Genomic DNA, 23,673 nt, shown 5'->3' with positions numbered 1-23,673 from the left:
TCATGATTTTTTCACAGGGAGCATCGCCGCTGAAAGGTGATTTTACAAGGATTAAGTTCAGCATCGCCTCGCCCGAGAGTATCCTCGCCCATTCGCGCGGAGAGGTGCTGAAACCCGAGACCATCAACTACCGTACATTCAAGCCTGAACGTGACGGCCTGATGTGCGAAAAGATATTCGGTCCGACCAAGGACTGGGAATGTTACTGCGGCAAGTACAAAAGGGTCCGCTATAAGGGCATCATCTGCGACCGTTGCGGTGTTGAAGTGACCACCAAGAGTGTGCGGCGTGAACGTATGGGGCATATCTCCCTTGCCGTTCCGGTTGTCCACACCTGGTTCTTCCGCTCAGTGCCGAGCAAGATCGGTGCTCTGCTCGACCTCTCCACCAAGGAGCTTGAGCGCATCATCTACTACGAAGTCTACGTGGTCATCAACCCCGGTGAGCCGGGCGAGAAGCAGGGCATCAAGAAGCTCGACCGCCTGACCGAAGAGCAGTACTTCCAGATTATCACTGAGTACGAAGACAATCAGGACCTGGAAGATTCGGACCCTCAGAAGTTTGTCGCCAAGATGGGCGGCGAGGCCATCCATATGCTGCTGAAGAACCTTGATCTGGACGGTTCGGCAGTTCTTCTCCGCAAGATCCTCAAGGAGAGCAGTTCCGAACAGAAGCGTGCCGATGCACTCAAGCGCCTGAAGGTCGTCGAGGCCTTCCGCAAGAGCTACGAGCCGCAGCGCAAGGTCCGCAAGAAGTCGACCGGACTTTTCCCGGAGGACGACATCCCCGAGCCCTATATCTATGAGGGCAACAAGCCCGAGTATATGGTGATGGAAGCCATTCCGGTCATTCCTCCGGAGCTCCGTCCGCTCGTTCCGCTCGAAGGCGGCCGTTTCGCTACCTCCGATCTGAATGATCTGTACCGCAGGGTGATCATCCGCAACAACCGCCTGAAGAAGCTGATTGATATTCGTGCTCCTGAGGTCATTCTCCGCAACGAGAAGCGGATGCTCCAGGAAGCCGTCGACGCATTGTTCGACAACTCGCGCAAGGCCAATGCAGTCAAAACCGGCGAATCAAACCGCCCGCTGAAGTCGCTCTCCGATGCCCTCAAGGGTAAGCAGGGCCGCTTCCGTCAGAACCTGCTCGGTAAACGAGTTGATTACTCCGGCCGTTCCGTCATCGTTGTCGGGCCCGAGCTGAAACTGCACGAGTGCGGCCTGCCGAAGAGCATGGCCATCGAGTTGTTCCAGCCCTTTGTCATCCGGCGTCTCGTAGAACGCGGCATCGCCAAGTCGGTCAAATCGGCCAAGAAACTGATCGACAAGAAGGATCCCATTGTCTGGGACGTGCTTGAAAAAGTAATCGACGGCCGTCCGGTGCTCCTCAACCGTGCACCTACCCTCCATCGTCTCGGTATTCAGGCATTCCAGCCTACCCTGATTGAAGGCAAGGCCATCCAGATCCACCCGCTCGTCTGTACGGCATTCAACGCCGACTTTGACGGTGACCAGATGGCTGTGCACGTACCGCTTTCGCAGGAGGCGCAGCTTGAGGCTTCGCTTCTCATGCTCTCCTCGCACAACCTCATCCTGCCGCAGTCCGGTAAACCGGTTACCGTTCCTTCACAGGACATGGTGCTCGGTATGTACTACCTCACCAAGTCACGCCCAGGCAGCCTTGGCGAGGCAGGCATCTTCTACAGCCGTGAGGATGTGCTCATTGCACACAACGAAGGGCGCCTTGGTCTGCATGCACAGATTTTCGTGCAGTACGACGGCAGGCTCGACCAGAAGTTCGATTCGCTCCGTGCGCTCGACTGGATCCTTGAAGCCGGAACCGAAAAGTACGAGTGGCTGAAGAAGCAGCTCGAGAAAAAGACCATGCTGCTCACGACGGTAGGCCGCGTGATCTTCAACGAGAGCGTTCCCGAAGAGATCGGATTCATCAACCGCGTCATCGACAAAAAGGTGGCCAAGGAGCTCATCGGCCGCCTCTCCAGCGAAGTCGGCAATGTCGAAACCGCCCGATTCCTTGACAACATCAAGCAGGTCGGTTTCCACTATGCGATGAAGGGTGGCCTTTCGGTCGGCCTTTCAGACGCCATCGTGCCTGAAACCAAGGCCAAGCACATCAAGGCCGCCCAGCGTGACAGCACAAGGGTCGTCAAGGAGTACAATCGCGGTACCCTTACCGACAACGAGCGTTACAACCAGATTGTCGACGTCTGGCAGAAGACCTCCAACATCGTTGCAGAGGAGTCCTACCAGAAGCTCAAGAAAGACCGCGAAGGCTTCAACCCGCTCTATATGATGCTTGACTCCGGTGCCCGCGGCTCGCGTGAGCAGGTCCGCCAGCTTACCGGTATGAGGGGTCTCATCGCCCGTCCGCAGAAGTCCATGTCGGGACAGCCGGGCGAGATCATCGAGAACCCGATCATTTCGAACCTCAAGGAAGGTCTGACCGTCCTCGAGTACTTTATCTCAACGCACGGTGCCCGTAAGGGTCTTTCCGATACCTCGCTGAAAACGGCAGATGCCGGTTACCTGACGAGACGTCTGCATGACGTCGCCCAGGACGTCATCGTCACGATGGATGACTGCGGTACCACCCGCGGCCTGTTCATCCAGCGCAATATCGAGGAGGAGACGAGCGGCCAGATCAAGTTCCGCGAGAAGATCAAGGGACGCGTCGCTGCCCGTGACATCTACGACACCATCACCGGCAACGTCATTGTTCCTGCCGGAGAGACCATCACCGAAGAGCTCGCAGAGATCATCCAGGACACCCCGGGCGTCGAAGAGGCCGAAATCCGTTCGGTGCTCACCTGTGAATCGAAAATCGGTATCTGCTCAAGGTGCTATGGAACCAACCTCTCGGTTCATAAGCTGGTTGAAATCGGCGAAGCGGTCGGCGTCATCGCGGCGCAGTCCATCGGTGAGCCGGGTACCCAGCTGACGCTTCGTACCTTCCACCAGGGCGGTACTGCGCAGGGCGGAATTTCCGAAACCGAGACCAAGGCCTTCAACGAGGGTACGGTCGAGTTTGAGGATATCAAGACAGTCTACCACGCCGCAATAAATGAGGACGGTGTTGAGGAACAGCACACCATCGTCATCCAGAAGAACGGCAAGATCAACATCGTCGATGCTGAAAGCGGCAAGGTCTTGAAACGCTACGTCGTACCGCATGGCGCGCATCTGGCAGTTGCCCCCGGCGACCAGGTCAAAAAGGACCAGGTCCTCTTCAGCAGCGAGCCGAACAGCACGCAGATCATCGCCGAGATCAACGGTACCGTCAAGTTCGCCGATATCGAGAAGGGTGTGACCTATAAGGAAGAGGTCGATCCCCAGACCGGATTTGCCCAGCATACCATCATCAACTGGCGCTCCAAACTTCGCGCAACCGAGACCCGTGAGCCTCGCCTCATGATCATCGACGCGTCGGGCGAGGTCCAGAAGACATACCCTGTACCGATCAAGAGCAACCTCTACGTCGAGGACGGACAGAAGGTCGTGCCCGGCGACATCATGGCCAAGGTTCCCCGCAACCTCGACCGTGTCGGCGGCGACATTACTGCCGGCCTGCCTAAGGTCACCGAGCTCTTCGAGGCCCGCATTCCAACCGATCCGGCGATTGTCACTGAAATCGATGGCTATGTCAGCTTCGGTTCACAGCGTCGCAGCAGCAAGGAAATCAAGGTGAAGAACGACTTCGGGGAAGAGAAGGTATACTATGTCCAGGTTGGTAAGCATGTGCTTGCCAACGAGGGCGACGAGGTCAAGGCAGGCGAACCGCTTACCGATGGCGCTGTTTCCCCGCAGGACATCCTCCGCATTCAGGGACCGAACGCTGTGCAGCAGTATCTGGTCAACGAGATTCAGAAGGTGTACCAGATCAACGCAGGTGTGGAAATCAACGACAAGCACCTTGAAGTGATTGTACGCCAGATGCTGCAGAAGGTCCGCGTCGAGGAGCCCGGTGATACCGAGCTGCTTCCCGGCGACCTAATCGATCGCAGTGTCTTCCTGGAGGCCAACGAAAACGTGTCCGAAAAGGTGCGTATCAGCGAGCGGGGCGATGCTCCGCCGAGGATTCAGGACGACCAGCTCCATCGCCTGCGCGAGATCACCAAACTCAACCGTGACCTGCGCAAGAACGAAAAACAGCTCATCGCCTTCGAGCCCGCCCTTCAGGCAACCTCGCATCCGGTCCTGCTCGGCATCACAAGCGCCGCACTCCAGACTGAGAGTGTCATCTCGGCGGCCTCCTTCCAGGAGACCACCAAGGTGCTCACCGATGCGGCAGTCGCCGGCAAGGTCGACCATCTTGCAGGTCTGAAGGAGAATGTCATCGTCGGCAAGCTGATCCCGGCCGGTACCGGACTGAAGAAGTACAAGGCCATCCGCCTTGGTGGAGAAGCGATTGAAGCCTCAGATGCCGCAGCAGCGGCCGCTGAAGCCGAAGCGCAGGCTCGCCGCGAAGCGATGGACGAGTAAGCTGCTTCATTGTCGGGATAGTCATCCCGGGAGAGTTAACAAGTAAAGCTGCCTTCGGGCGGCTTTACTTGTTCTTATCCGGTTGTTGATTCGGCTATGGATACCCGGACCAGATGCTGGTTGTGGCTGGAAAATGGAAAAGGCCGCCCTTCGGGGCGGCCTTTTCCAAAAGCGACGTATAGCCAGTGCGTGCGGAAAGAGACGCATTCCGGAGTGCAGCCTGATTACTTCTTTTCGAAGCGGAAGCTGTCGAGGAAACTGGTGTCGTAGTCGCCGCTGCGGAAAACAGGGTTATGCATCACCTGTTTGTGGAAGGGGATGGTCGTCTGTATTCCGACGACGATGAACTCGTCAAGCGCGCGCGACATCCGCTCGATGGCTTCTTCACGGGTATGTGCAGTGACAATCAGCTTGCCGATCATGGAGTCGTAGTTGGATGGTACCACGTAGCTCGCATAGCAGTGCGAATCTACCCTGACGCCATGCCCACCGGGCGTGTGGAACACCTGAAGTTTGCCTGGTGAGGGTCGGAACATGTGCTCCGGGTCCTCTGCGTTGATGCGGCACTCTATGGAGTGACCCTTCGGGGTGAAGACGCGTCCTTTGAGCGACTCGCCGGCCGCAATCAGAATCTGTTCCTTCACGATATCCACATCGTAGCGCTCTTCGGTGACTGGATGCTCGACCTGGATGCGGGTATTCATCTCCATGAAATAGAAGTCCTTGTGGCGGTCGAGCAGGAACTCGATGGTGCCAGCACCCTCATAGTTGATTGCCTTTGCGGCTGCAACGGCCGCATCACCCATTCTTTTACGCAGCGCCTCATCGACTACCGGGGAGGGAGTCTCTTCAATCAGTTTCTGGTGGCGGCGCTGCACGGTGCAGTCGCGCTCGCCGAGGTGAAGGGTGTTGCCGTGCTGGTCCGAAAGGATCTGGATTTCAACATGACGGGGATTCTCGAGGAACTTCTCTATATAAACGCCGCTGTTGCCGAAAGCCTGCTCGGCTTCGCTTCTTGCCGTGTTGAGCGCTTTTTCAAGCTGGCTTTCCTCATGCACGACCCGCATCCCCTTTCCTCCGCCACCTGCGGTCGGCTTGATGATGACGGGGTAGCCGGTCTTTTTCGCTACGGCAATGGCTTCCTTGAGGTCGGTGACGAGACCGGGGCTGCCGGGAACGACCGGGACGTTAGCCGCGATCATGGTCGACTTTGCGGTGTTCTTGTCGCCCATCTGGTTGATCATCCTGGCCGAAGGGCCGATGAACTTGATGCCGGCCGAAGCGCAGACATCGGAAAAATCGGCATTTTCGGCGAGGAACCCGTAACCGGGATGGATCGCATCGGCATTGGTGACCTCGGCCGCGGCCATCAGGCGCGGGATGTTGAGGTAGCTCTCCTTCGACAGGGCGGGTCCGATGCAGACTGCCTCGTCGGCATACTTCACATGGATCGAATCAGCATCTACTTTTGAATAGACTGCAACCGTGCTGATGCCCATCTCACGGCAGGTCTGCATGATGCGAAGGGTGATTTCGCCCCGGTTTGCGACAAGGATTTTCTTGAACACGGTTGTTGGGGATGGCATTGTTTAGGGTTTGATGCGGAAAAGGGGCTGGTCGTACTCGATCGGCTGGCCGTTTTCGACAAGAATTTCGGCAATGGTGCCGGAAATCTCGGCTTCGATCTCGTTCATCAGCTTCATGGCTTCGATGATACAGAGAATGTCGCCTTTCTTCACGGTGTCGCCGACGCTGACGAAGGGAGCGGCATCGGGTGAGGACGCCTGATAGAAGGTGCCGACGATCGGTGAGCAGACGTCGATCAATCCGGCAGCCTGAGCGGTGAGGGTTGCTTCGACGACAGGTGCCGGAGCTGCCGCAGGCGCGACAGCTGGAGCAGCCGGTGCGGGAGCGGGAGCCGGTGCGTACTGCACACTCTGGGGTACGCTGCGGCGGAGGATGATCTTGAAGTCACCCTCTTCGATGATGGCTTCCTGAAGATCAGAGCCGTTGACGAGGCCGATGAGCTGCTTGATTTCGTTGAGATTCATGATAGGTGAGGCTTTAGGTTATTTTTTTACCCGCTCAATGTACTCCCCGCTGCGGGTGTCGACGCGGATGATGCTGCCGGTCTGAAGAAACATGGGAACATTGACCTCGGCGCCGGTTTCAATCACCGCGGTCTTGGTGCCGCTGGTGGCCCGGTCGTCCTTTGTGGCAGGGCTGGTCTCAGTGATCTCCACTTCGACAAAGGTCGGGAGCTCGACGCTGAGAATGGCACCGTCATCTGAAAATACTATCATGGCGTTCACACCGTCCTTGAGAAAGCGGACTGCAGGACCGATTGCCGATTCGGGGACATTGATCTGGTCGAAGGTTTCGTTGTCCATCATGACAAAGTCGCTGCCGTCTGGATAGAGGTACTGGTACTCCTTCCGTTCGGTGACGATGAGATCGACGGACTCTGTGGCGCTGAAGCGGTACTCGACGTTTCGGCCGCTTTTGAGATTGCGCATGCTTGCTTGATAAAATGCCCGGAGATTGCCCGGCGTTCGGTGTACAAGGCTTTCCATGATATGGGGTTCCCCCTTGAATCGGATGATGGAACCTTTGGATATGTTGCTGATCGAAGTCATTGCTCGGGTGAAATATTTACGTACCGGGGCCTCCTCCTGGAATCCCCGAATCAAAGATAGTGAATATAACATAGCGCACGACGAACTTCAAATAGCCGAATCTATTGGCTTTTATGGGTAAAAACAGATTGCATCTTTATGAAGTACTGTTTAAATTCATTCCATTAGTACCTTTGCATTATTGATCGGGTTTTACTTCAACAAAAAACAATGCCACATGTCAAAAGCTGAGTTAGTAGAGAAGATTGCCGCACAGGCCAAACTTACCAAAGTTGATGCCGAGCGCGCAGTCAACGCTTTCATCAATGTCGTTACCTCCTCCCTCAAGGGCGGCGACGATGTCACTCTCGTTGGCTTCGGCACCTTCACCACGGGCGACAGGGCTGCACGTCAGGGACGCAATCCCCAGACCGGAAAGGCCATCACCATTCCTGCCAAGAAAGTTGTGAAGTTCAAGCCTGGCAAGGCGCTCAAGGACGAGGTCGGTGGATAATCCCCTTCTCTCCCGCTTTGTGCTGTATTATTATAAAAAAGTCCATCCGGGCATCTGCCTGATGGGCTTTTTTTATCGCTAACCGCGTCCGAACCCCATAAGGGGGCGAAGGAGGCGACCATCTTATATTATACTACGCACTATGGCTACGAATGTCGTGCTGGATTTTGAACGGCCCGTTGTTGAACTGGAAGCCAAGCTGAACGAGATGCGCGAGTGTCTCCGGAGCAGCTCCCGCGAACAGGCACCCGTGGAGAGCGATGCGCTCTCGAAAGAAATTGAAACTCTGGAAAAGAAGGTCGACGCACTTCGGCGGTCGATCTACAAAAACCTTACCAGGTGGCAGAAGGTGCAGCTGGCCCGCCACCCGGAACGCCCCTATACGCTCGATTACATCTACATGATGACCTGTGACTTCGTTGAACTGGCCGGCGACCGGCACTTCAGCGATGACAAGGCTATCGTCGGCGGGTTCGCCCGCCTGGAAGACCGTGCATCGGGATACTCCCAGCCGGTTATGGTGATCGGCCACCAGAAAGGTCGCGACACCAAGTCGAACCTTTACCGCAACTTTGGCATGGCCCAGCCCGAAGGGTACCGCAAGGCGCTCAGGCTGATGAAGCTCGCAGAGAAGTTCCGGAAGCCCGTCATCACCCTCATCGATACCCCCGGGGCATTCCCCGGCATCGAGGCCGAAGAGCGCGGACAGGCTGAGGCCATCGCCCGCAATCTCTATGAAATGGCCAAGCTTACCGTCCCGGTCATCGTCGTCATCATTGGTGAAGGCGCAAGCGGCGGTGCCATCGGTCTCGGTGTCGGTGACCGCATCCTGATGGCTGAAAACAGCTGGTACTCCGTCATCTCCCCTGAAAGCTGCTCGTCCATCCTGTGGCGGAGCTGGAACTATAAGGAGCAGGCGGCCGAGGCGCTGCAGCTCACGGCGGAAGACCTCCTGAAGCAGGGAATTATCGACCGCATCATACCTGAACCGATGGGTGGTGCGCATACCGACCCCGAGGCTATGGCCTCCACCTTGAAAGGGATGCTCATCGAAGAGCTGAAGGCGCTCATGCCTGTGCCGGAGAAAGAGCTTGTCAACAACCGTATTGAAAAGTTCTCCGCCATGGGCGTGTGGAACGACGAAGGGTGAACACCGCCTCCGGCCCGCAGTCTCCGGGTTTATCCGGAGGTTTAACGGGGAGTACATGGATTAGTGTAGAAACAGAAAAGCCGGCTCTGCAGCCGGCTTTTCTGTTATGCCCGTCCTGTTTGTTCAGGCAGGGGTTACTTGATGGTCCAGGTGCTGTTGCCTGCAAGCAGGGCCTCGAGCGTTCCTTCGCCGTTCTCCTGAGCCTTTTCGACCTGTGCGGTGAGCGCATCTTCGTAGGTGAAGCGGTCTTCCACATAGAAAATGCCGAATGGCCTCGGGGGGAAGTCCTCGGAAGCATTCGGATTGTCGAAGAAGCGTGAGAGGATGTTGGCTTTGTTGAAGTCGCCCTCATCGTGGATCCAGAGGTCGTTTTTCGATACCGAGGCATCGTTGAGGTTGACAACGACCGGTTTGAAGCCGTCGAGGCGGATGCCCTTGTCGCTTTCCTTGCCGAATACCAGCGGCTGACCATGCTCTACATACAGCGTGGTGTCGGCCTTACGCTCGCGGTCGGTGAAAGCCGAGAAGGCGTTGTCGTTGAAGATCGGGCAGTTCTGATAGATTTCAATCAGCGAGGTGCCGCGGTGCCGGGCTCCGCGCTTGAAGATTTCGCGCATGAACTTGCCGTCGCGGTCCGTCACCCTTGCAACAAAGGTGCCACCGGCGCCGAGCGTCAGGGCAATGGTGTTTATCGGGTAATCGATCAGGCCGTTGGGTGAGGTCACCGTCCTCTGGCCGATCTTCGAGGTCGGAGAGTACTGGCCCTTGGTCAGACCGTAGATCTCGTTGTTGAGCAGGATCACATTCAGGTCGGGGTTGCGCCTGATGGTGTGGATGTAATGGTTGCCGCCGATGGAAAGGGCGTCACCGTCTCCGGTCGCGACCCAGACGTTGAGTTCGGGGCGGGCGGCTTTCAGGCCGCTGGCAACCGGCAGGGCGCGGCCGTGGATGCCGTGCACCCCATATGTGGCCACGTAGTAGGGGAGGCGGGAGGAGCATCCGATGCCGGATACCACGACAACCTCTTCAGTCTTGAGGTTAAGGTCGGCCATAGCGCTTTTCAGCTGCTGCAGGACCGCATGGTCTCCGCAGCCGGCGCACCATTTTGGCTCCTGATTGGAGGTGAAATCCTTGGCGGTCAGGGTGGTTAGTGTATCGGTCATGATTTAAAGCTCCTTTACGATATCGGTGATTTTTGCTTCGATTTCCATCTCGTTGAACGGCAGTCCCTCGACCTTGTTGAACGCTACCGGCTCGATGAGGAACTGGTCCCTGATCATGAGCAGCAGCTGGCCGCAGTTGTTCTCGGGAATGAGCACTTTCTTGTAGTTCCTGAGGATCTCGCCGAGGTTTTTCGGGAAGGGATTAAGGTAGCGCAGGTGGGCGTGTGCGACGCTGTGGCCGGCTTTGAGGGCACGGTCGACGGCGATCTTGATGGCGCCGTAGGTCGAACCCCATCCGAGCACGAGCAGGTCGCCCTTCTCTGCTCCATTGTCGATGGTCTGGAGCGGGATGCAGTCGGCGATGCGTGCGACCTTCTCCATGCGGAGATCCGTCATCAGCTGATGGTTGAGGGGGTCGTGCGACACGTTGCCGGTTTCATTCGCCTTCTCAAGCCCTCCGACGCGGTGCTCGAGGCCCTTGGTGCCGGGAACGGCCCACTCCCTTACGCCGAGCTGATTGCGCTTGTAGGGCAGGTAGGGGTCGTCGCCTTCGTTCCTGGGTTTTGCGAAGACCGGCTTCACTTCCAGGAGGCTGTCGGGTGAGGGGATCAGCATCGGCTCGGAGCTGAATGCGAGGTAGCCGTCGGTGAGGCAGATGACCGGGGTCATATGCTCGACGGCGATCTTTGCGGCCTCGTAGGCTGCATAGAAGCAGTCGACCGGCGAGTAGGCGGCGATGACGGGCATCGGAGCGTCGCCGTGGCGGCCGTACATGGCGATAAAGAGGTCGGACTGTTCGGGCTTGGTCGGAAGGCCTGTTGAGGGGCCGCCGCGCTGCACGTTCATGACGACGAGCGGCAGTTCCATGATGACGGCAAGGCCGAGCGCCTCGGACTTGAGCGCAAGGCCGGGTCCGGAGGTGCTTGTGGCGGCGAGCGCGCCGCCGTAGGATGCGCCGATGCTTGAAAGTACGCCGGCGATTTCATCTTCGGCCTGGAACGTCTTCACGCCCCACTTCTTCATGTTGGCGAGCGCCTGGAGGATCTCGGTAGCCGGGGTGATCGGGTAGGAGCCGAGGAAGAGCTTCAGGCCGGCTTTCTTCGATGCGGCGGCAAGACCGATGGCGGCTGCCTCGTTGCCTGTGACACGGCGGTAGGTACCCTTCTTCATCGCTGCAGGGCCGACTTCGAAGCGCCCGAACTGTGCGAACATGTCGGTTTCGTCACCGAAATTATAACCTGCCTGTACCGCCTTGATGTTGGCCTCGGCAATGTCGGCCTTGTTCTTGAATTTCGTCTGCAGGGTCTTGACGGTGGTGTCGATGGGCAGGCTGTAGAGCCAGTAGAGGATGCCCAGGATGAACATGTTCTTGCAGCGGTCGATGTTCTTCACGCTGAGACCGGTGTCGGCGAGAGCAGCGCGGGTGAGTGAAACAACCGGGATTTCAAAGAGAGTATAGTCCTGAAGCGATCCGTCCTCAAGCGGGCTGTTGCCTTCGCCGTAGCCCGAGAGCTTCAGGTTCTTGGCATCGAATCCGTCGGTATCGGTGATGATGATGCCGCCATGGTGAAGCTTGTCGATGTTCGACTTCAATGCTGCCGCGTTCATGGCGATGAGTACGTCGAACTTTGCGCCGGGAGTGTAGACGGCGGTGCTGCCGAACTGCATCTGGAAGCCCGAAACGCCTGAGATGGTGCCGGCCGGGGCGCGGATCTCCGAGGGGAAGTTCGGGAAGGTATTCAGGTCGGACCCGTACACCGCGACGGTGTTGGCGAACTGCGTGCCGGTCAGCTGCATGCCGTCACCAGAGTCGCCGGCGAAGAGCACCGTCACGCTGGTTTTCGATGTCACATTGACCTGTCGTGTTGTCGTTTTTGTGTCAGTCATTGTCCCTTAATTACTTTTCAAGGTTGATAAACAGCAAAATCCTCCCAGCGGTGAACATCCCCTCATGGCGTTCATCGGGTCGCTGTATGGTGAAATGTATTGCTGGCGGGTGATGAGATACAGGGCGCCCCCTGCTGCATTCTACGCTAAAGTATAGAATATAAGGCATCATTCGGGCTTACGCAAGCCCCTAATATCCAGCCTCCGTTGTCAGGTGCCGGCTGGTGCGGGTCCTCCCTCTCCAGGGGGATTTTTTTCGATGACGATGTTGTTTTCCTTCAGGTAGGCCTGCCACTCGGACTCTTCGCGGATAGGGCAGTCGGAGGCGAGGTCGCAGAAGTCGCAGCGCTGCATGCCGTACATCTGTTCCATCCAGCATCCGCTGTCGCTTTTTTTGACATCGTTGACGTGATTCGGGTTTTCACGCATGATCTTTTCGGAAAGATCCATCAACGCTTTCACCCCTTTGCGGCGGGCTTCATCTTCAACTCCCCAGCTCATAGCGATCCTCCCTTTGGTGTTCGAGTATGGCTCCCCGGAGCGGGTAGCTCCATGAATATAATCCTTTTTTACGGAAGATGGGGGGATTGCATATGCAGCTCACTTTGCCGGAAGGGATGGTTGCCGGCGTGAAAAACAATACATATTTGGTTGGCAACAAGGGCGTAAAAAGGTTAACTTTGTCGCCGAAAGAGCCAGCCCATTGAGCCTTCAAGGCATAAACGGCCCTACAGAAACCAGATTCACCCTCGCTATGCATTCCCGAGAAATCAGGCAGTCCTTCCTGGATTTTTTTGCCGCAAAGAGCCACACCATCGTCCGTTCCGCTCCGGTCATTCCTGCCGACGACCCGACGCTTCTTTTTACCAACGCCGGCATGAACCAGTTCAAGGACGTCTTCCTTGCAAAGGGCACGAGGCCATACACCCGTGCAGCCGACACCCAGAAGTGCATCCGCGCTTCCGGCAAGCACAACGACCTTGAAGACGTGGGGCGCGATACCTACCACCACACCTTTTTCGAGATGCTCGGCAACTGGTCGTTCGGCGACTATTATAAAGAGGAAGCCATCAGCTGGGCCTGGGAGCTCCTCACCGAAGTATGGAAACTGCCGGCCGACCGGCTCTACGCCACCGTCTACCACGACGACGATGAAAGCGCCCGCATCTGGGCGGAGAAGACCTCAATCGAGCCCTCCCACATCCTCCGCTTCGGCGACAAGGACAACTTCTGGGAGATGGGCGAAACCGGCCCCTGCGGTCCCTGTTCTGAAATCCATATCGACCTCACCCCCGACGGCTCCGGAAAAGAACTCGTCAACGCCGGTGACCACCGGGCCATAGAGTTATGGAACCTTGTCTTCATCCAGTATGACCGCCAGCCGGACGGCCGGCTCGAGCCGCTGCCGCAGCGCCATGTCGATACCGGCATGGGCTTCGAGCGCGTATGCGCCGTCATGCAGTCAAAGGCCTCCAACTATGATACGGATGTTTTCCTCCCGCTCTTTCAGCGCCTCTCGGAGCTGACGGGCGTCACCTACGGCGCTTCGATGGACGGGCGTCAGGACATCGCCATGCGGGTGATTGCAGACCATGCCCGCACCCTCACCTTTGCCCTTTCCGACGGTGCCATGCCTTCGAACGAAGGGCGCGGCTATGTGCTTCGCCGCATCCTGCGCCGGGCGCTTCGCTACTCAAGGGACCTTGGCTGCAGCGGTCCCATCCTCCATCAGCTTGTCGGTACGCTTGCCGACTCCATGGGCGACGTGTTCGGCGAGCTGCGCGACCGCCGTGATGCGGTCGAGCGCATCATACGGGCAGAAGAGGAGAGCTTCATCACGACACTTGACCGCGGCATGGAGATCTTCGGCGAACTGGCGGCAGCAACGGCCCGGGCTGGAGGCAGGATGCTGAAGGGAGAAGATGCCTTCAAGCTCTACGACACCTACGGGTTCCCGTTCGACCTCACCCGTCTGCTTGCCACCGAGGCAGGCCTTGATGTCGACGGCGAAGGCTTCGAGCACTGCATGCAGGAGCAGAAATCCCGTGCCAGAAGTGACAGGCGTGAAAAACAGCAGACCGGAGATGGTGCCGGCAGCTGGCAGTGGTTCAGCGACAGCCATGCCACCACCTTCCTCGGTTACGACCGCCTTGCAATGCCCTCAACCATCATTGGCGCCGCCCATGCTTCGGGCCATCTTCTTCTGGTCCTTGCCGAGACTCCCTTCTATGCCGAAAGCGGCGGCCAGACAGGCGACCGGGGATGGCTGGAGAGTGCTGCCTACCGCATGCAGGTGACCGACACCCGGAAGGACGGCGACTCGTTCGTCCACGTTGTCAGCCGCGCCTTCGACAAGGTCCGTGACACCGAGATCGATCCTATGGACATAGTGATTGAAGAGGCCACTCCCGTTGATGCATCGGTTGAGCGCATCCTCCGTCAGGAAACCGAGCGAAACCATACCGCAACCCACCTGCTCCACGCCGCGCTCCGCCGCATTCTCGGCAGCCACGTGCAGCAGAAAGGCTCGTTCGTCACCTCAGAGCGTCTGCGGTTCGACTTCAGCCACTTTTCAAAAATGACGCCCGAAGAGATCCAGGCTGTTGAGGCTGAAGTGAACGAACATATCCGCTGTGCCGCACACGTTTCCAAGCACGCCGACCTTCCCTACGATGAGGCCATCGCCAAAGGGGCTCTTGCGTTCTTTGGTGACAAGTACGCTGAGCGTGTCAGGATGGTCGAAGTGCCGGGCATCTCTGCGGAGCTCTGCGGCGGCACCCATGTCGACAACATCGGCCAGATCGGCATCTTCAAGATCATCAGCGAGTCCTCCGCAGCCGCCGGCATCCGCCGAATCGAGGCGCTCACCGGCCGTGCGGCCGAAATGCTCCTCTGGAAAGAGTATCATGAACTCCAGGATGTGCGCCAGCAGCTCAAACTGAAGGCGGATGAGGCTGTCGCAGAGAAGTTGGCCGAACTGCAGGAGGAAAAGAAGGAACTTGAAAAAGAACTGGCCGGACTCAAAAGTGCTTCGGTGATCGACGCGCTCGTCCGTGATGCCACATCGGCCGAGGAGATTGGTGGGTGCCGGATCGTGACGAAGGTGCTCGAAGGTGTCGACGCCGATACCCTCCGTTCGGCGGCCATGGCGCTCCGTGAAAAACTTCCCGTTTCGGCCGGCCTGCTCTGCAGTATCGCCGACGGGAAGGTGTCGCTTGCGGCGTTTTCATCGGACGTGGCGGTGAAGGAAAAAGGCATCGACGCGGGAAAGCTGATCCGTCTTGCAGCAGCAGCCGTCAAGGGCGGCGGAGGCGGCAGGGCGGAGCTTGCAACAGCAGGCGGGAAAAACCCCGATGGGGTCGCGGAAGCATGCAGGATTTTTGCTGAAGACGTTCGTAGGATTGCAGGAGCAGTATAGTTGTAACGTAATGCAGTACTAAACAATAAGAAGGGGCGATGATGCAGAAGAGCGTAGATGTACTCGTAATAGGCGGCAGTGCCGCAGGTATAGCCGCAGCCACGACAGGCAAGGCGTTTTATGCCGCCAAAAGTTTTCTGATCGTCAGGAAGGAAGCTGAAGCCGTGGTTCCCTGCGGGATTCCCTATGTGTTCGGTACCCTTCAGGGCATCGAGCAGAACGTGATCCCGAATGCACATATCGAAGGTGCCGGTGTCGAGCTCCTCATCGACGAGGTGGTCTCACTCGACCGTTCGACAAAGACCGCAACCACAGCCAATGGAGTGACCATCACCTTCGACAAGCTCGTCATTGCCACCGGCTCACTGCCGAGGGTTCCGGGCTGGCTCAAGGGGCGGGATCTCCAGAATGTCTTCACCATTCCTAAAGACCGCAACTATCTTGCTGATGTACGCCGGCGCCTTGAGTCATGCGAGCGCATCGTCATCATCGGCGGCGGGTTCATCGGCGTCGAGATGGCCGACGAGCTCTCGAAGAAAGGCAAACAGATCACGCTTGTCGAAGTGCTGCCGCATGTGCTCAGCCTCGCATTCGACAGCGATCTGTCGCTGCAGGCCGAAGGGATACTGAGGGATCGCGGCATTGTGCTCCGCACCGGTGAAAAGGTCCATGAGCTCGCTGGAGAAAACGGGAAGGTGTCGAGGGTGCTGCTTGAGAGCGGCGACTCGGTTCCTGCCGACGCCGTCATCCTCGCCACCGGCTACGCCCCGAACGTCACGCTTGCCGAAAAAGCCGGCATCAAGATCAATGAGCTTGGTGCCATCCGTGTCGACGAGTACATGCGCACCGAGGACAAGGATATCTTCGCCGTTGGTGACTGCGCCGAGAAGTTCTCCTTCATCACCCGCATCGTCAAGGGCCTGATGCTCGCCTCAACGGCCGTCTCAGAGGCAAGGATCGCCGGTATGAACCTCTTCGGCCTCTCCCGTCTCCGCACCTTCGGCGGCACCATCTCCATCTTCTCTACCGCGATCGGCGGCATCACCTTCGCTGCGGCAGGCGTGACCGAATGCCTCGCCAAAGAGCGCGGGTTCGATGTTGTGTCTGCAGGGTTCGAGGGCATCGACAAGCACCCGAAATCCATGCCCGGCACCGCTACGCAGTTCGTCAAGCTCATCGTCAACCGTGAATCCGGCCTCGTGCTCGGCGGCGCGGTCACCGGCGGCAACAGCGCAGGCGAGCTGATCAACGTCATCGGTGTCATCATCGAGACGAAGATGACCATCAACGAACTCCTCACCCTGCAGTTCGGTACCCATCCGCTGCTTACCGGCCCGCCCACCGGCTACCCGCTGCTCAAGGCTGCCGAAGCCGTGGAAATAAAGCTCCGCCATCTCGACCGCTGTGCCGAGAAACAGAGCTGATGGTTCCCCCCTCGAAACTTTTGCCTCCTCTCTCCGTCCTGCACCCCCTGGTGCAGGACAGATGGGGGCGATAGGCTTTTCAGCGTTCTTTCACATGAGAGAAGCGAACCATGTGACTCTCTCAATGACTCTCTCAATGACGCTCTCAATGACCGCCCAATGACCACCCAATGACCACTCCACGACAGAAAAAACGCCTCACAGCTCCGCGTGAAGAGATTGCATGGTTTCCAGTGATTGACCCGGAACTCTGCAATGGATGCGGAGAGTGTATGGATATCTGCCGGCCGGGGGTGTTCGGCCCCGCGCTTGAGGTTGGTGCAGGGCGTCCGAAGATGACGGTCATGAACCCCTTCAACTGCGTGGTGCTCTGCACCCGTTGTGAACCCCGGTGCCCGTCGGGTGCGATAACGCTTCCGGCTGCTGCCGATTTCGAACACTTTGTGGAACTCATCCATTGAACCCGTAACGACAAGTGCCCTGGATGCATCGCTGTGAAGCTCCAGGGGTTTATGACTCCGTATGCTGATTCTTGACTGTTTTTCCGGAAGGTGTGAAAAACCCACCTGCGAGGGTTGCCTCTGTCGCCCTGTCCGTTCCCTGCGGCGCCTGCAGAAGTCGCGCTCCATGGGCGGTTTCGAGGACGGGGCTGTTGCCGCAGCGGTCCCGCCATCTGTTCCGCAGGCACCCTCATTGGCACCGAGCGCTCCATCTGCGCCCGTCTGCCCACCGAAACCCGCAACGGTGGAGGGTAAGGCTCAGGTAAAAATGAAGAAACGTCTCACGGTTCCAAGAGAGGAGATCCCCTGGTACCCGACCATCAAGCCTGAGCTATGCAACGGCTGCGGCGACTGCAAGGTACTCTGCCGGCCGGGGGTATTCGAGCCGGGACCGCCCGACCCCGCCGGCATCCACCGCCCGAAACTGATCGTCGCCAACCCCTACAGCTGTGTGGTGCTCTGCACCCGCTGCGTGCCCATCTGCACCTCAGGCGCGATCACTCTTCCTCCCGCCGCAGATTTCCTGCAGTTCGTGGAATACATCGACTGACATACCCCCTCAACACCTGGAGCGTCCGGGAGGCTCTGCCCGTCGCCCCGGGCGGGCGCACGGTGATTGTTTAACGCAGGCTGTCGCGGTCGCGGAAGCCCATGAGGTAGAGAATGGCGTCGAGGCCGAGGGTCGAGATGGCCTGGCGGGCGCTTTCGCGCACAATGGGTTTGGCGCGGAAGGCGATGCCGAGTCCGGCTTTTGCGAGCATGGGAAGGTCATTGGCTCCGTCGCCGACGGCGATGGTCTGCTCGAGGCGGATGTTCTCCTTTCCTGCGATGTGCTCCAGCAGTTCAGCCTTCCTTTTTCCGTCCACCACCTGTCCTATCACGTTGCCGGTGAGTTTGCCGTCCTTGATTTCCAGTTCATTGGCATAGACGTAGTCGACCTTCAGCTTCTTCTGCAGGAACCTCCCGAAATAGCTGAACCCGCCGGAGAGGATGGCGGTTTTGAAGCCGAGGTTGTGCAGGTTGTGGAAGAGGGTTTCGGCTCCTTCGGTGAGCTGCAGTCGCCGGGCGACCTTCTCAAGGACACCTTCTTCCAGTCCCTGCAGTTTCATGACCCGCTGGCGGAGGCTTTCAGAGAAGTCCAGTTCACCGCGCATCGCACGCTCTGTAACGGCGGACACTTCGGCCCCTGCACCCGCTTCAAGGGCCAGTTCGTCGATCACCTCGGAGGTGATGACGGTTGAGTCCATGTCGAACACTACGAGACGGCGGTTGCGGCGGAAGATGTTGTCTTCCTGGAATGCGATGTCGATGCCGAGCGTGTCGGTGACGATGAGCAGTTCCTCGCGGAACTTCGCTTCATTCTGGAGGGTGCCGCGCACCGAAAACTCTACGCAGGCCTTCGTTATGTCATCCGTCGTCGCGTTTTCGAGGGGGACACGCCCGGAGAGGCGGTTTATGGTGTCGATGTTCAGGCCGTGGGCGGCGACTATGGAAGTCACCTGTCCGAGGTGTTCTGCGGTGATCCTGCGTCCGAGCAGCGAGAGCAGGTGGCGGGTTTTGCCCTGCTCGTCGACCCACCGGGCGTACTCGGTCTCGGTGACCGGCGTGAAGGTGAGCTGCAGGCCGAGGGTGTGCGCTTTAAAGAGGAGGTCCTTCATGATGGCGGCCGAGTCCGATCCGCCGGGGATTTCCACCAGCATGCCGAGTGCGAGATGGTCGTGGATGACGGCCTGGCCGATGTCGAGCACCGGAATCAGGTGGCTGGAGAGCACCCCGGTGATGGATGCGGTGAGGCCCGGACGGTCCGGGCCTGAAATATTGATGAGGAGGAGTTCTTTCATGCCTTCTCGTTACAATGGATGTTCTTGGTGGAGGTGTTTACTGGTGCTTCCATACCTTGAGGGCGGACAGCAGCAGAAGCAGGACGAGCATCGGGATCAGTACGGTTTCAGAAACAACGCCGAGTAAACGGCCTCCAATCCAGGTTCCGGCGATGGAGCCCGCCGCCATAAGGAAGAGAAACGGCTTATTGGCGCCGAGGACTGAAAAACTCCGGTCGCGGCTGTAACGGGTAAAGCTGACCAGCATGGTTGGCAGGCTGACGGCTAGAGACAGGCTGCCGGCAAGCTTGATGTCGACGCCGAAGAGAATCACGAGCGTCGGGATAAGCAGTTCCCCGCCGGCAACACCGAGCAGGGCGGCAACAACGCCGATGGCGAACCCTGCAACTGCTCCGCTGAGTGCCAGCAGTAGAGCATTCTCCAGCATCGGACTGCCGGCACCCTCCATCATATGGCTGCTGATCATTATGGCTGCGATGACGACAAGAAGGATGGCAATGATTTTGTATAACCCTTTTGATCGAAGCTTTGTGGCCCATCCCGCACCCGTCCAAGCTCCCAGCAGGCTTCCTGCAAGCAGGTTCATGACAATCTGCCAGTGTTCGGCAAGCAGGCTCCATGAGACAGCTCCTGCCCTGAACGGCAACGCTGATGCTACGACCACCAGGCTCATCGCCTTGTTCAGAATCACTGCTTCCAGTGCCGGAAAGCCAAAGAATCCAATCAGGAGCGGCAGGCGGAACTCAGCACCGCCCAGCCCGATAAGGCCGCCTAGTGTTCCTATGATGACGCCGGCAAGAAACCCGTAAGCATTTTTCTGCTGCATGCTACTGTATTATTCCCATTCGATTGTGGCCGGGGGTTTCGATGAGATGTCGTAGGCGACACGGTTGATGCCGCGGACCTCGTTGATGATCCTGTTCGATACTTTTGCGAGGAAGTCGTGCGGGAGGTGGGCCCAGTCGGCCGTCATGCCGTCGGTGGACTCCACGGCACGCAGTGCAAGCACGTTCTCGTAGGTGCGCTTGTCACCCATCACGCCGACCGACTGGACAGGAAGCAGTACGGAGAACGCCTGCCATACCTGCTGGTAGAGCCCGCTGGACTTCAACTCGTCGATGTAGATTTCATCGGCTTCGCGGAGTATGTCAAGCCGCTCCCTGGTGAGTGAGCCGAGCACCCTGACGGCGAGGCCCGGGCCCGGGAAGGGGTGGCGCATGAGGATGTCTTCCGGAATGCCGAGCTCGCGGCCGACGGCGCGGACCTCGTCCTTGAAGAGCTCACGGAGCGGTTCGATGAGTTTCAGTTTCATGCGCTTCGGCAGGCCGCCCACGTTGTGGTGCGACTTGATCGTCTCCGAAGGTCCTTTCACGCTCTGGCTTTCAATGACGTCGGGGTACAGGGTCCCTTGGACGAGGAACTTCTCCTCGTTGATATGCTCTTCAAAGACGCGGATGAAGGTGCGTCCGATGATCTTGCGTTTCTTTTCGGGAGAGGCCACCCCTTTAAGGCGTCCGAGGAAGAGGTCCGCGGAGTCGGCAAGGGTGATGTTCAGGCCGAGGGGTTTAAGGAACTCCATCACCTTCCGGGCTTCGTTCTTGCGGAGCAGGCCGTTGTCGACGAAGACGCAGTGCAGCTGCTTGCCGATGGCTTTGCTGACAAGGACTGCCGCCACGGTGGAGTCGACGCCGCCGCTGATGCCGCAGATGACCGTTCCTTTGTCGGCGCGCTGGCGGATATCCTCGATCTGGTGCTCGATGAAGCTTTTCGACGACCAGTCGGGCCGTATGCCGGCAATGTTGATGAGGAAGTTCGAAAGAAGCTGTTTGCCGTAGAGGGTATGCTGTACCTCGGGGTGGAACTGCAGGCCGTAGATCTTGAGGGCGGCCTTCGGGCCGAAGCTCTCGATGGCGCACATTTCCGAGTTGCCGCTGCTGGCGGTAATCTGGAACCCTTCAGGCATGCGGGTCACCTTGTCGCCGTGGCTCATCCATACGTCCGAATCCGGAATGTCCTTGAACAGCATGCTTTCGTGGCCTTCCGTCCTGTCGACCAGGATTTTCGCACGGCCGAACTCCTGCTTTGAAGAGCTTTCAACCGCACCCCCGAAATGGTTGGCAATGGCCTGCAGGCCGTAGCAGATGCCGAGGATGGGGAGGCCGAGCGAGAAAATGCCGGGGTGCGGCAGGATGGCCGATTCGCCGTAGACGCTCGTAGGGCCGCCGGAAAGAATGATCGCCTTGGGATCATGTTCCCGTATGGCCTCAGGCGTGGTGCTGTATGGGAGGATCTCGGAATAGATGCCGAGTTCGCGGATACGGCGGGCGATCAGCTGGGTGTATTGTGATCCGAAATCCAGTACCAGGACAGATTGCATGGGAGCGCGGTTGTGGTTGTATTAAAATGAAGGCTGTTCAGCGGGAACAGCCGCAGGGCCTCTTGATGTGTCCGGCACGGCGTTTTCTGTCCGTTCGGGATGCTGCTGGTAGTTCTGGAACCCTTTCGGGGTGAAGTACTCGATGTAGACATCGCTGTCGAACAGGTCGGAGGGCCGGTTGGACGTCGAGGATATCGGCACTGCGATGACATTTTCCGGGATGCGGAAATAGCGGTTCTCAAGGCCGAGTGACGGATCGGCATAGCAGCGCTTCATGAAGCCGGCCCAGATGGGCAGTGAGGCGCGTGCGCCCTGGCCGTACTCCATGGAGGTGAACTTGATGCGTTCGTCGTCGAACCCGGTCCAGACCACTGCGACCAGCTGAGGGGTGAAGCCGGCGAACCATGCGTCGCGGAGGCTCTGGGTGGTGCCGGTCTTTCCGGCGGCTTCCATTTCAAGGCCGTAGCGGGCGCGGACTGCGATGCCGGTGCCTTTATTGATGACGTCCTTCAGCATCGAGACCATCACGAAGTTGGTGGTGGAGTCGATGGCGAAGCGGCTGTTCGGCACGTATTCGGAGATGAGATGGTGGTTCTTGTCCTCGACCCTCAGTATGGATACCGGCTGGTTCCATACCCCGTTGTTGGCGAAGGTCGAGAATGCCCCTGCCAGTTCAAGCGGAGACACTTCGGCGGTGCCGAGTGCGATGGAGAGGTTCGATGGGATGGGCGAAGAGATGCCCATCCTGCGGGCATAGCTGATGATGTCGGCGGTGCTGAGCTGCTCATAGGCAAGGCGCACCGTCACCTGGTTCAGTGAGCGGGCAATGGCCGAGCGCAGGGTGGTCCATCCACCCGAGGATCCGTCCGAGTTCCGGGGCGACCATATGCCGCCTCCGCTTTGCAGCGAGAGGGGCTTGTCGAGCACCTGGAAGTTGGCGGGGATGCCCTTGTCTATCGCTGCGGTGTAGACGAACGGCTTGAAGGTCGAGCCGGGCTGGCGGCGCGCCTGCCAGATATGGTCGAACTGGTACTTGTAGTCCTCGGAGGCGAACTGGTTGCCGCCGACCCAGGCTTTCACGTGACCGTTGGAGGGGTCTATGGCTACAAGCGCGACCTGAATGCGGGTCTTGTCGCGGAGCAGGCCGTTGAGCCATACCCGGTCCCTCTTGAGCTTTGCCATGGCTGCGGCGTCGGTGAGACCGTCTTCCTCGCGCATTTCCTTGTAGCGTGCGCTTTCACGGATGAGCTGGTTCTTCAGCGGTTCAGTCCAGCGCCACGACTGGTCGAATGTTGCCTGCAGGGTTGCCAGGTGCTCTCTGGCCGCCGCTTCGGCATACTTCTGCATTCGGCTGTCGAGGGTGGTCTGTATGGTCAGCCCGTCACGGTAGAGGTTGACGTCGCCGAGCATCGAAGCAGGTTTAACGGTCTGGCGGATGTACTCGGTGAAATACGGCGCTGCGCCGTGATGGGTCGCAGGGGTGTACTTGAGGACCAGCCGTGCCTGTTTTGCCTTGGCGGCCTGTGCTTCGGTGATGAACTTTTCCTTTGCCATCAGAGAAAGGATCAGGTTCCGTCTGCCGATGGAACCAGCCGGGTTTTTTGCCGGGTTGTAGGCGGTCGGGTTTTTCAGGGTTGCGATGAGGGTTGCGCTCTCCGGCAGATTCAGCTGGCTTGCAGGCTTGCCGAAGTATGTCCGCGACGCAGCTTCGACCCCGTATGCTCCCGATCCAAAGTAGACGGTGTTGAGATAGAGGGCGAGGATCTCGTTTTTCGTGTAGGTTTTCTCAAGCTCGACGGCCGTGACGAACTCCTTCATCTTGCGCGTGACGGTCCGTTCCTGGCTCAGGAAGAGGTTCTTGGCCAGCTGCTGGGTGATGGTGCTCGCTCCGTGCCAGCGGGTTCGGCCCTTCAGGATGTTTTCGCCCATGGCGAGCACCAGACGGCGCATGTCGACGCCCCAATGGCGGTAGAACTCCACATCCTCGGTGGCGATCAGCGCATTGCGGACCGACATCGGAATCGTACGCAGGGGGACGAAGGTCCGGTTCTTCAGGAAGAACTTGTGGAGGAGCACACCGTCCTCTGAATAGACGAGGGATGCGAGGTCCGGGTTCGGGTTTTCGAGCTCCTCAAGGCTCGGCAGGCCGAGAATGGAGGAGCCTGCCCGGGCTTCGGGCGGGTTCGAGGCGATGGCGGCTAAAGAAAGAGAGAGAATGACGAAGAGTCTGGATAATGAGGTGTACACGTTCAGGTTCAGTCTTGAAATTGTTGCATCCATTGCTG

17 protein-coding genes are annotated in these 23,673 nt (G+C 58.5%); 7 read left to right on the top strand and 10 right to left on the bottom strand.

Annotated elements, in window-relative coordinates:
- The first annotated feature begins 2 nt into the window (after window positions 1-2).
- Window positions 3-4,499 (top strand): DNA-directed RNA polymerase subunit beta', encoded by a 4,497-nt coding sequence (gene rpoC / locus PLUT_RS10125; protein WP_011358673.1) that lies wholly within the window; start codon window positions 3-5, stop codon window positions 4,497-4,499.
- Between the two features lie 224 nt (window positions 4,500-4,723).
- On the opposite strand, the gene accC is transcribed toward rpoC, so the two are convergent.
- From accC to efp, 3 genes are read right to left on the bottom strand one after another with little or no spacing between them, the layout of a single operon-like run.
- Entirely contained in the window at window positions 4,724-6,067 is a 1,344-nt protein-coding gene (gene accC / locus PLUT_RS10120) for an acetyl-CoA carboxylase biotin carboxylase subunit (protein ID WP_041464215.1), read from the bottom strand.
- Between the two features lie 21 nt (window positions 6,068-6,088).
- Window positions 6,089-6,550, bottom strand: a complete 462-nt coding sequence (gene accB, locus PLUT_RS10115; RefSeq protein ID WP_011358671.1) for an acetyl-CoA carboxylase biotin carboxyl carrier protein — start codon at window positions 6,548-6,550, stop codon at window positions 6,089-6,091.
- Window positions 6,551-6,568: 18 nt separating this feature from the next.
- Complete coding sequence (gene efp / locus PLUT_RS10110; protein ID WP_041463936.1) at window positions 6,569-7,135, bottom strand: elongation factor P; 567 nt, start codon at window positions 7,133-7,135, stop codon at window positions 6,569-6,571.
- A gap of 217 nt (window positions 7,136-7,352) precedes the next feature.
- On the opposite strand from efp, the gene PLUT_RS10105 reads away from it, so the two are divergent.
- Both PLUT_RS10105 and PLUT_RS10100 read left to right on the top strand, forming a co-directional pair.
- Window positions 7,353-7,628: an HU family DNA-binding protein gene (locus PLUT_RS10105; protein ID WP_011358669.1), complete on the top strand. Its 276-nt coding sequence runs from the start codon at window positions 7,353-7,355 to the stop codon at window positions 7,626-7,628.
- A gap of 142 nt (window positions 7,629-7,770) precedes the next feature.
- Entirely contained in the window at window positions 7,771-8,778 is a 1,008-nt protein-coding gene (locus PLUT_RS10100; protein ID WP_011358668.1) for an acetyl-CoA carboxylase carboxyltransferase subunit alpha, read from the top strand.
- 134 nt (window positions 8,779-8,912) lie between these two features.
- Here the strand turns inward: PLUT_RS10100 and PLUT_RS10095 are convergent, their stop codons facing one another.
- From PLUT_RS10095 to PLUT_RS10085, 3 genes are all read right to left on the bottom strand, one after another.
- A complete protein-coding gene (locus PLUT_RS10095) occupies window positions 8,913-9,941 on the bottom strand; it encodes a 2-oxoacid:ferredoxin oxidoreductase subunit beta (protein ID WP_011358667.1) in 1,029 nt (342 codons plus the stop codon).
- 3 nt (window positions 9,942-9,944) lie between these two features.
- Window positions 9,945-11,828, bottom strand: a complete 1,884-nt coding sequence (locus tag PLUT_RS10090) for a 2-oxoacid:acceptor oxidoreductase subunit alpha (protein ID WP_011358666.1) — start codon at window positions 11,826-11,828, stop codon at window positions 9,945-9,947.
- A gap of 210 nt (window positions 11,829-12,038) precedes the next feature.
- On the bottom strand, window positions 12,039-12,329 hold the full coding sequence (locus PLUT_RS10085; RefSeq protein ID WP_011358665.1) for a hypothetical protein: 291 nt from the start codon (window positions 12,327-12,329) through the stop codon (window positions 12,039-12,041).
- Between the two features lie 253 nt (window positions 12,330-12,582).
- Between PLUT_RS10085 and alaS the strand changes: the two genes are divergently transcribed.
- From alaS to PLUT_RS12215, 4 genes are all read left to right on the top strand, one after another.
- Entirely contained in the window at window positions 12,583-15,246 is a 2,664-nt protein-coding gene (gene alaS, locus PLUT_RS10080) for an alanine--tRNA ligase (RefSeq protein ID WP_011358664.1), read from the top strand.
- A gap of 41 nt (window positions 15,247-15,287) precedes the next feature.
- Window positions 15,288-16,670 (top strand): FAD-dependent oxidoreductase, encoded by a 1,383-nt coding sequence (locus PLUT_RS10075; protein ID WP_011358663.1) that lies wholly within the window; start codon window positions 15,288-15,290, stop codon window positions 16,668-16,670.
- A 170-nt stretch (window positions 16,671-16,840) separates the two neighbouring features.
- Window positions 16,841-17,131: a 4Fe-4S dicluster domain-containing protein gene (locus PLUT_RS10070; RefSeq protein ID WP_011358662.1), complete on the top strand. Its 291-nt coding sequence runs from the start codon at window positions 16,841-16,843 to the stop codon at window positions 17,129-17,131.
- Window positions 17,132-17,192: 61 nt separating this feature from the next.
- Window positions 17,193-17,720 (top strand): 4Fe-4S dicluster domain-containing protein, encoded by a 528-nt coding sequence (locus tag PLUT_RS12215; protein ID WP_041463935.1) that lies wholly within the window; start codon window positions 17,193-17,195, stop codon window positions 17,718-17,720.
- 70 nt (window positions 17,721-17,790) lie between these two features.
- Here PLUT_RS12215 and serB read toward each other — a convergent pair whose 3' ends face one another.
- The 4 genes from serB to PLUT_RS10045 are packed head-to-tail and all read right to left on the bottom strand — an operon-like array spanning window position 17,791 to window position 23,668.
- Window positions 17,791-19,011: a phosphoserine phosphatase SerB gene (gene serB / locus PLUT_RS10060; RefSeq protein ID WP_011358660.1), complete on the bottom strand. Its 1,221-nt coding sequence runs from the start codon at window positions 19,009-19,011 to the stop codon at window positions 17,791-17,793.
- Window positions 19,012-19,048: 37 nt separating this feature from the next.
- On the bottom strand, window positions 19,049-19,837 hold the full coding sequence (locus PLUT_RS10055; protein ID WP_011358659.1) for a sulfite exporter TauE/SafE family protein: 789 nt from the start codon (window positions 19,835-19,837) through the stop codon (window positions 19,049-19,051).
- 9 nt (window positions 19,838-19,846) lie between these two features.
- Window positions 19,847-21,388, bottom strand: a complete 1,542-nt coding sequence (guaA, locus tag PLUT_RS10050; protein ID WP_011358658.1) for a glutamine-hydrolyzing GMP synthase — start codon at window positions 21,386-21,388, stop codon at window positions 19,847-19,849.
- Window positions 21,389-21,409: 21 nt separating this feature from the next.
- Complete coding sequence (locus tag PLUT_RS10045) at window positions 21,410-23,668, bottom strand: penicillin-binding protein 1A (protein WP_011358657.1); 2,259 nt, start codon at window positions 23,666-23,668, stop codon at window positions 21,410-21,412.
- Between the last annotated feature and the right edge of the window lie 5 nt (window positions 23,669-23,673).

Source organism: Pelodictyon luteolum DSM 273, assembly GCF_000012485.1.
GTDB lineage: Bacteria > Bacteroidota > Chlorobiia > Chlorobiales > Chlorobiaceae > Chlorobium > Chlorobium luteolum.
This window is presented reverse-complemented; position numbering and strand designations above follow the sequence as displayed.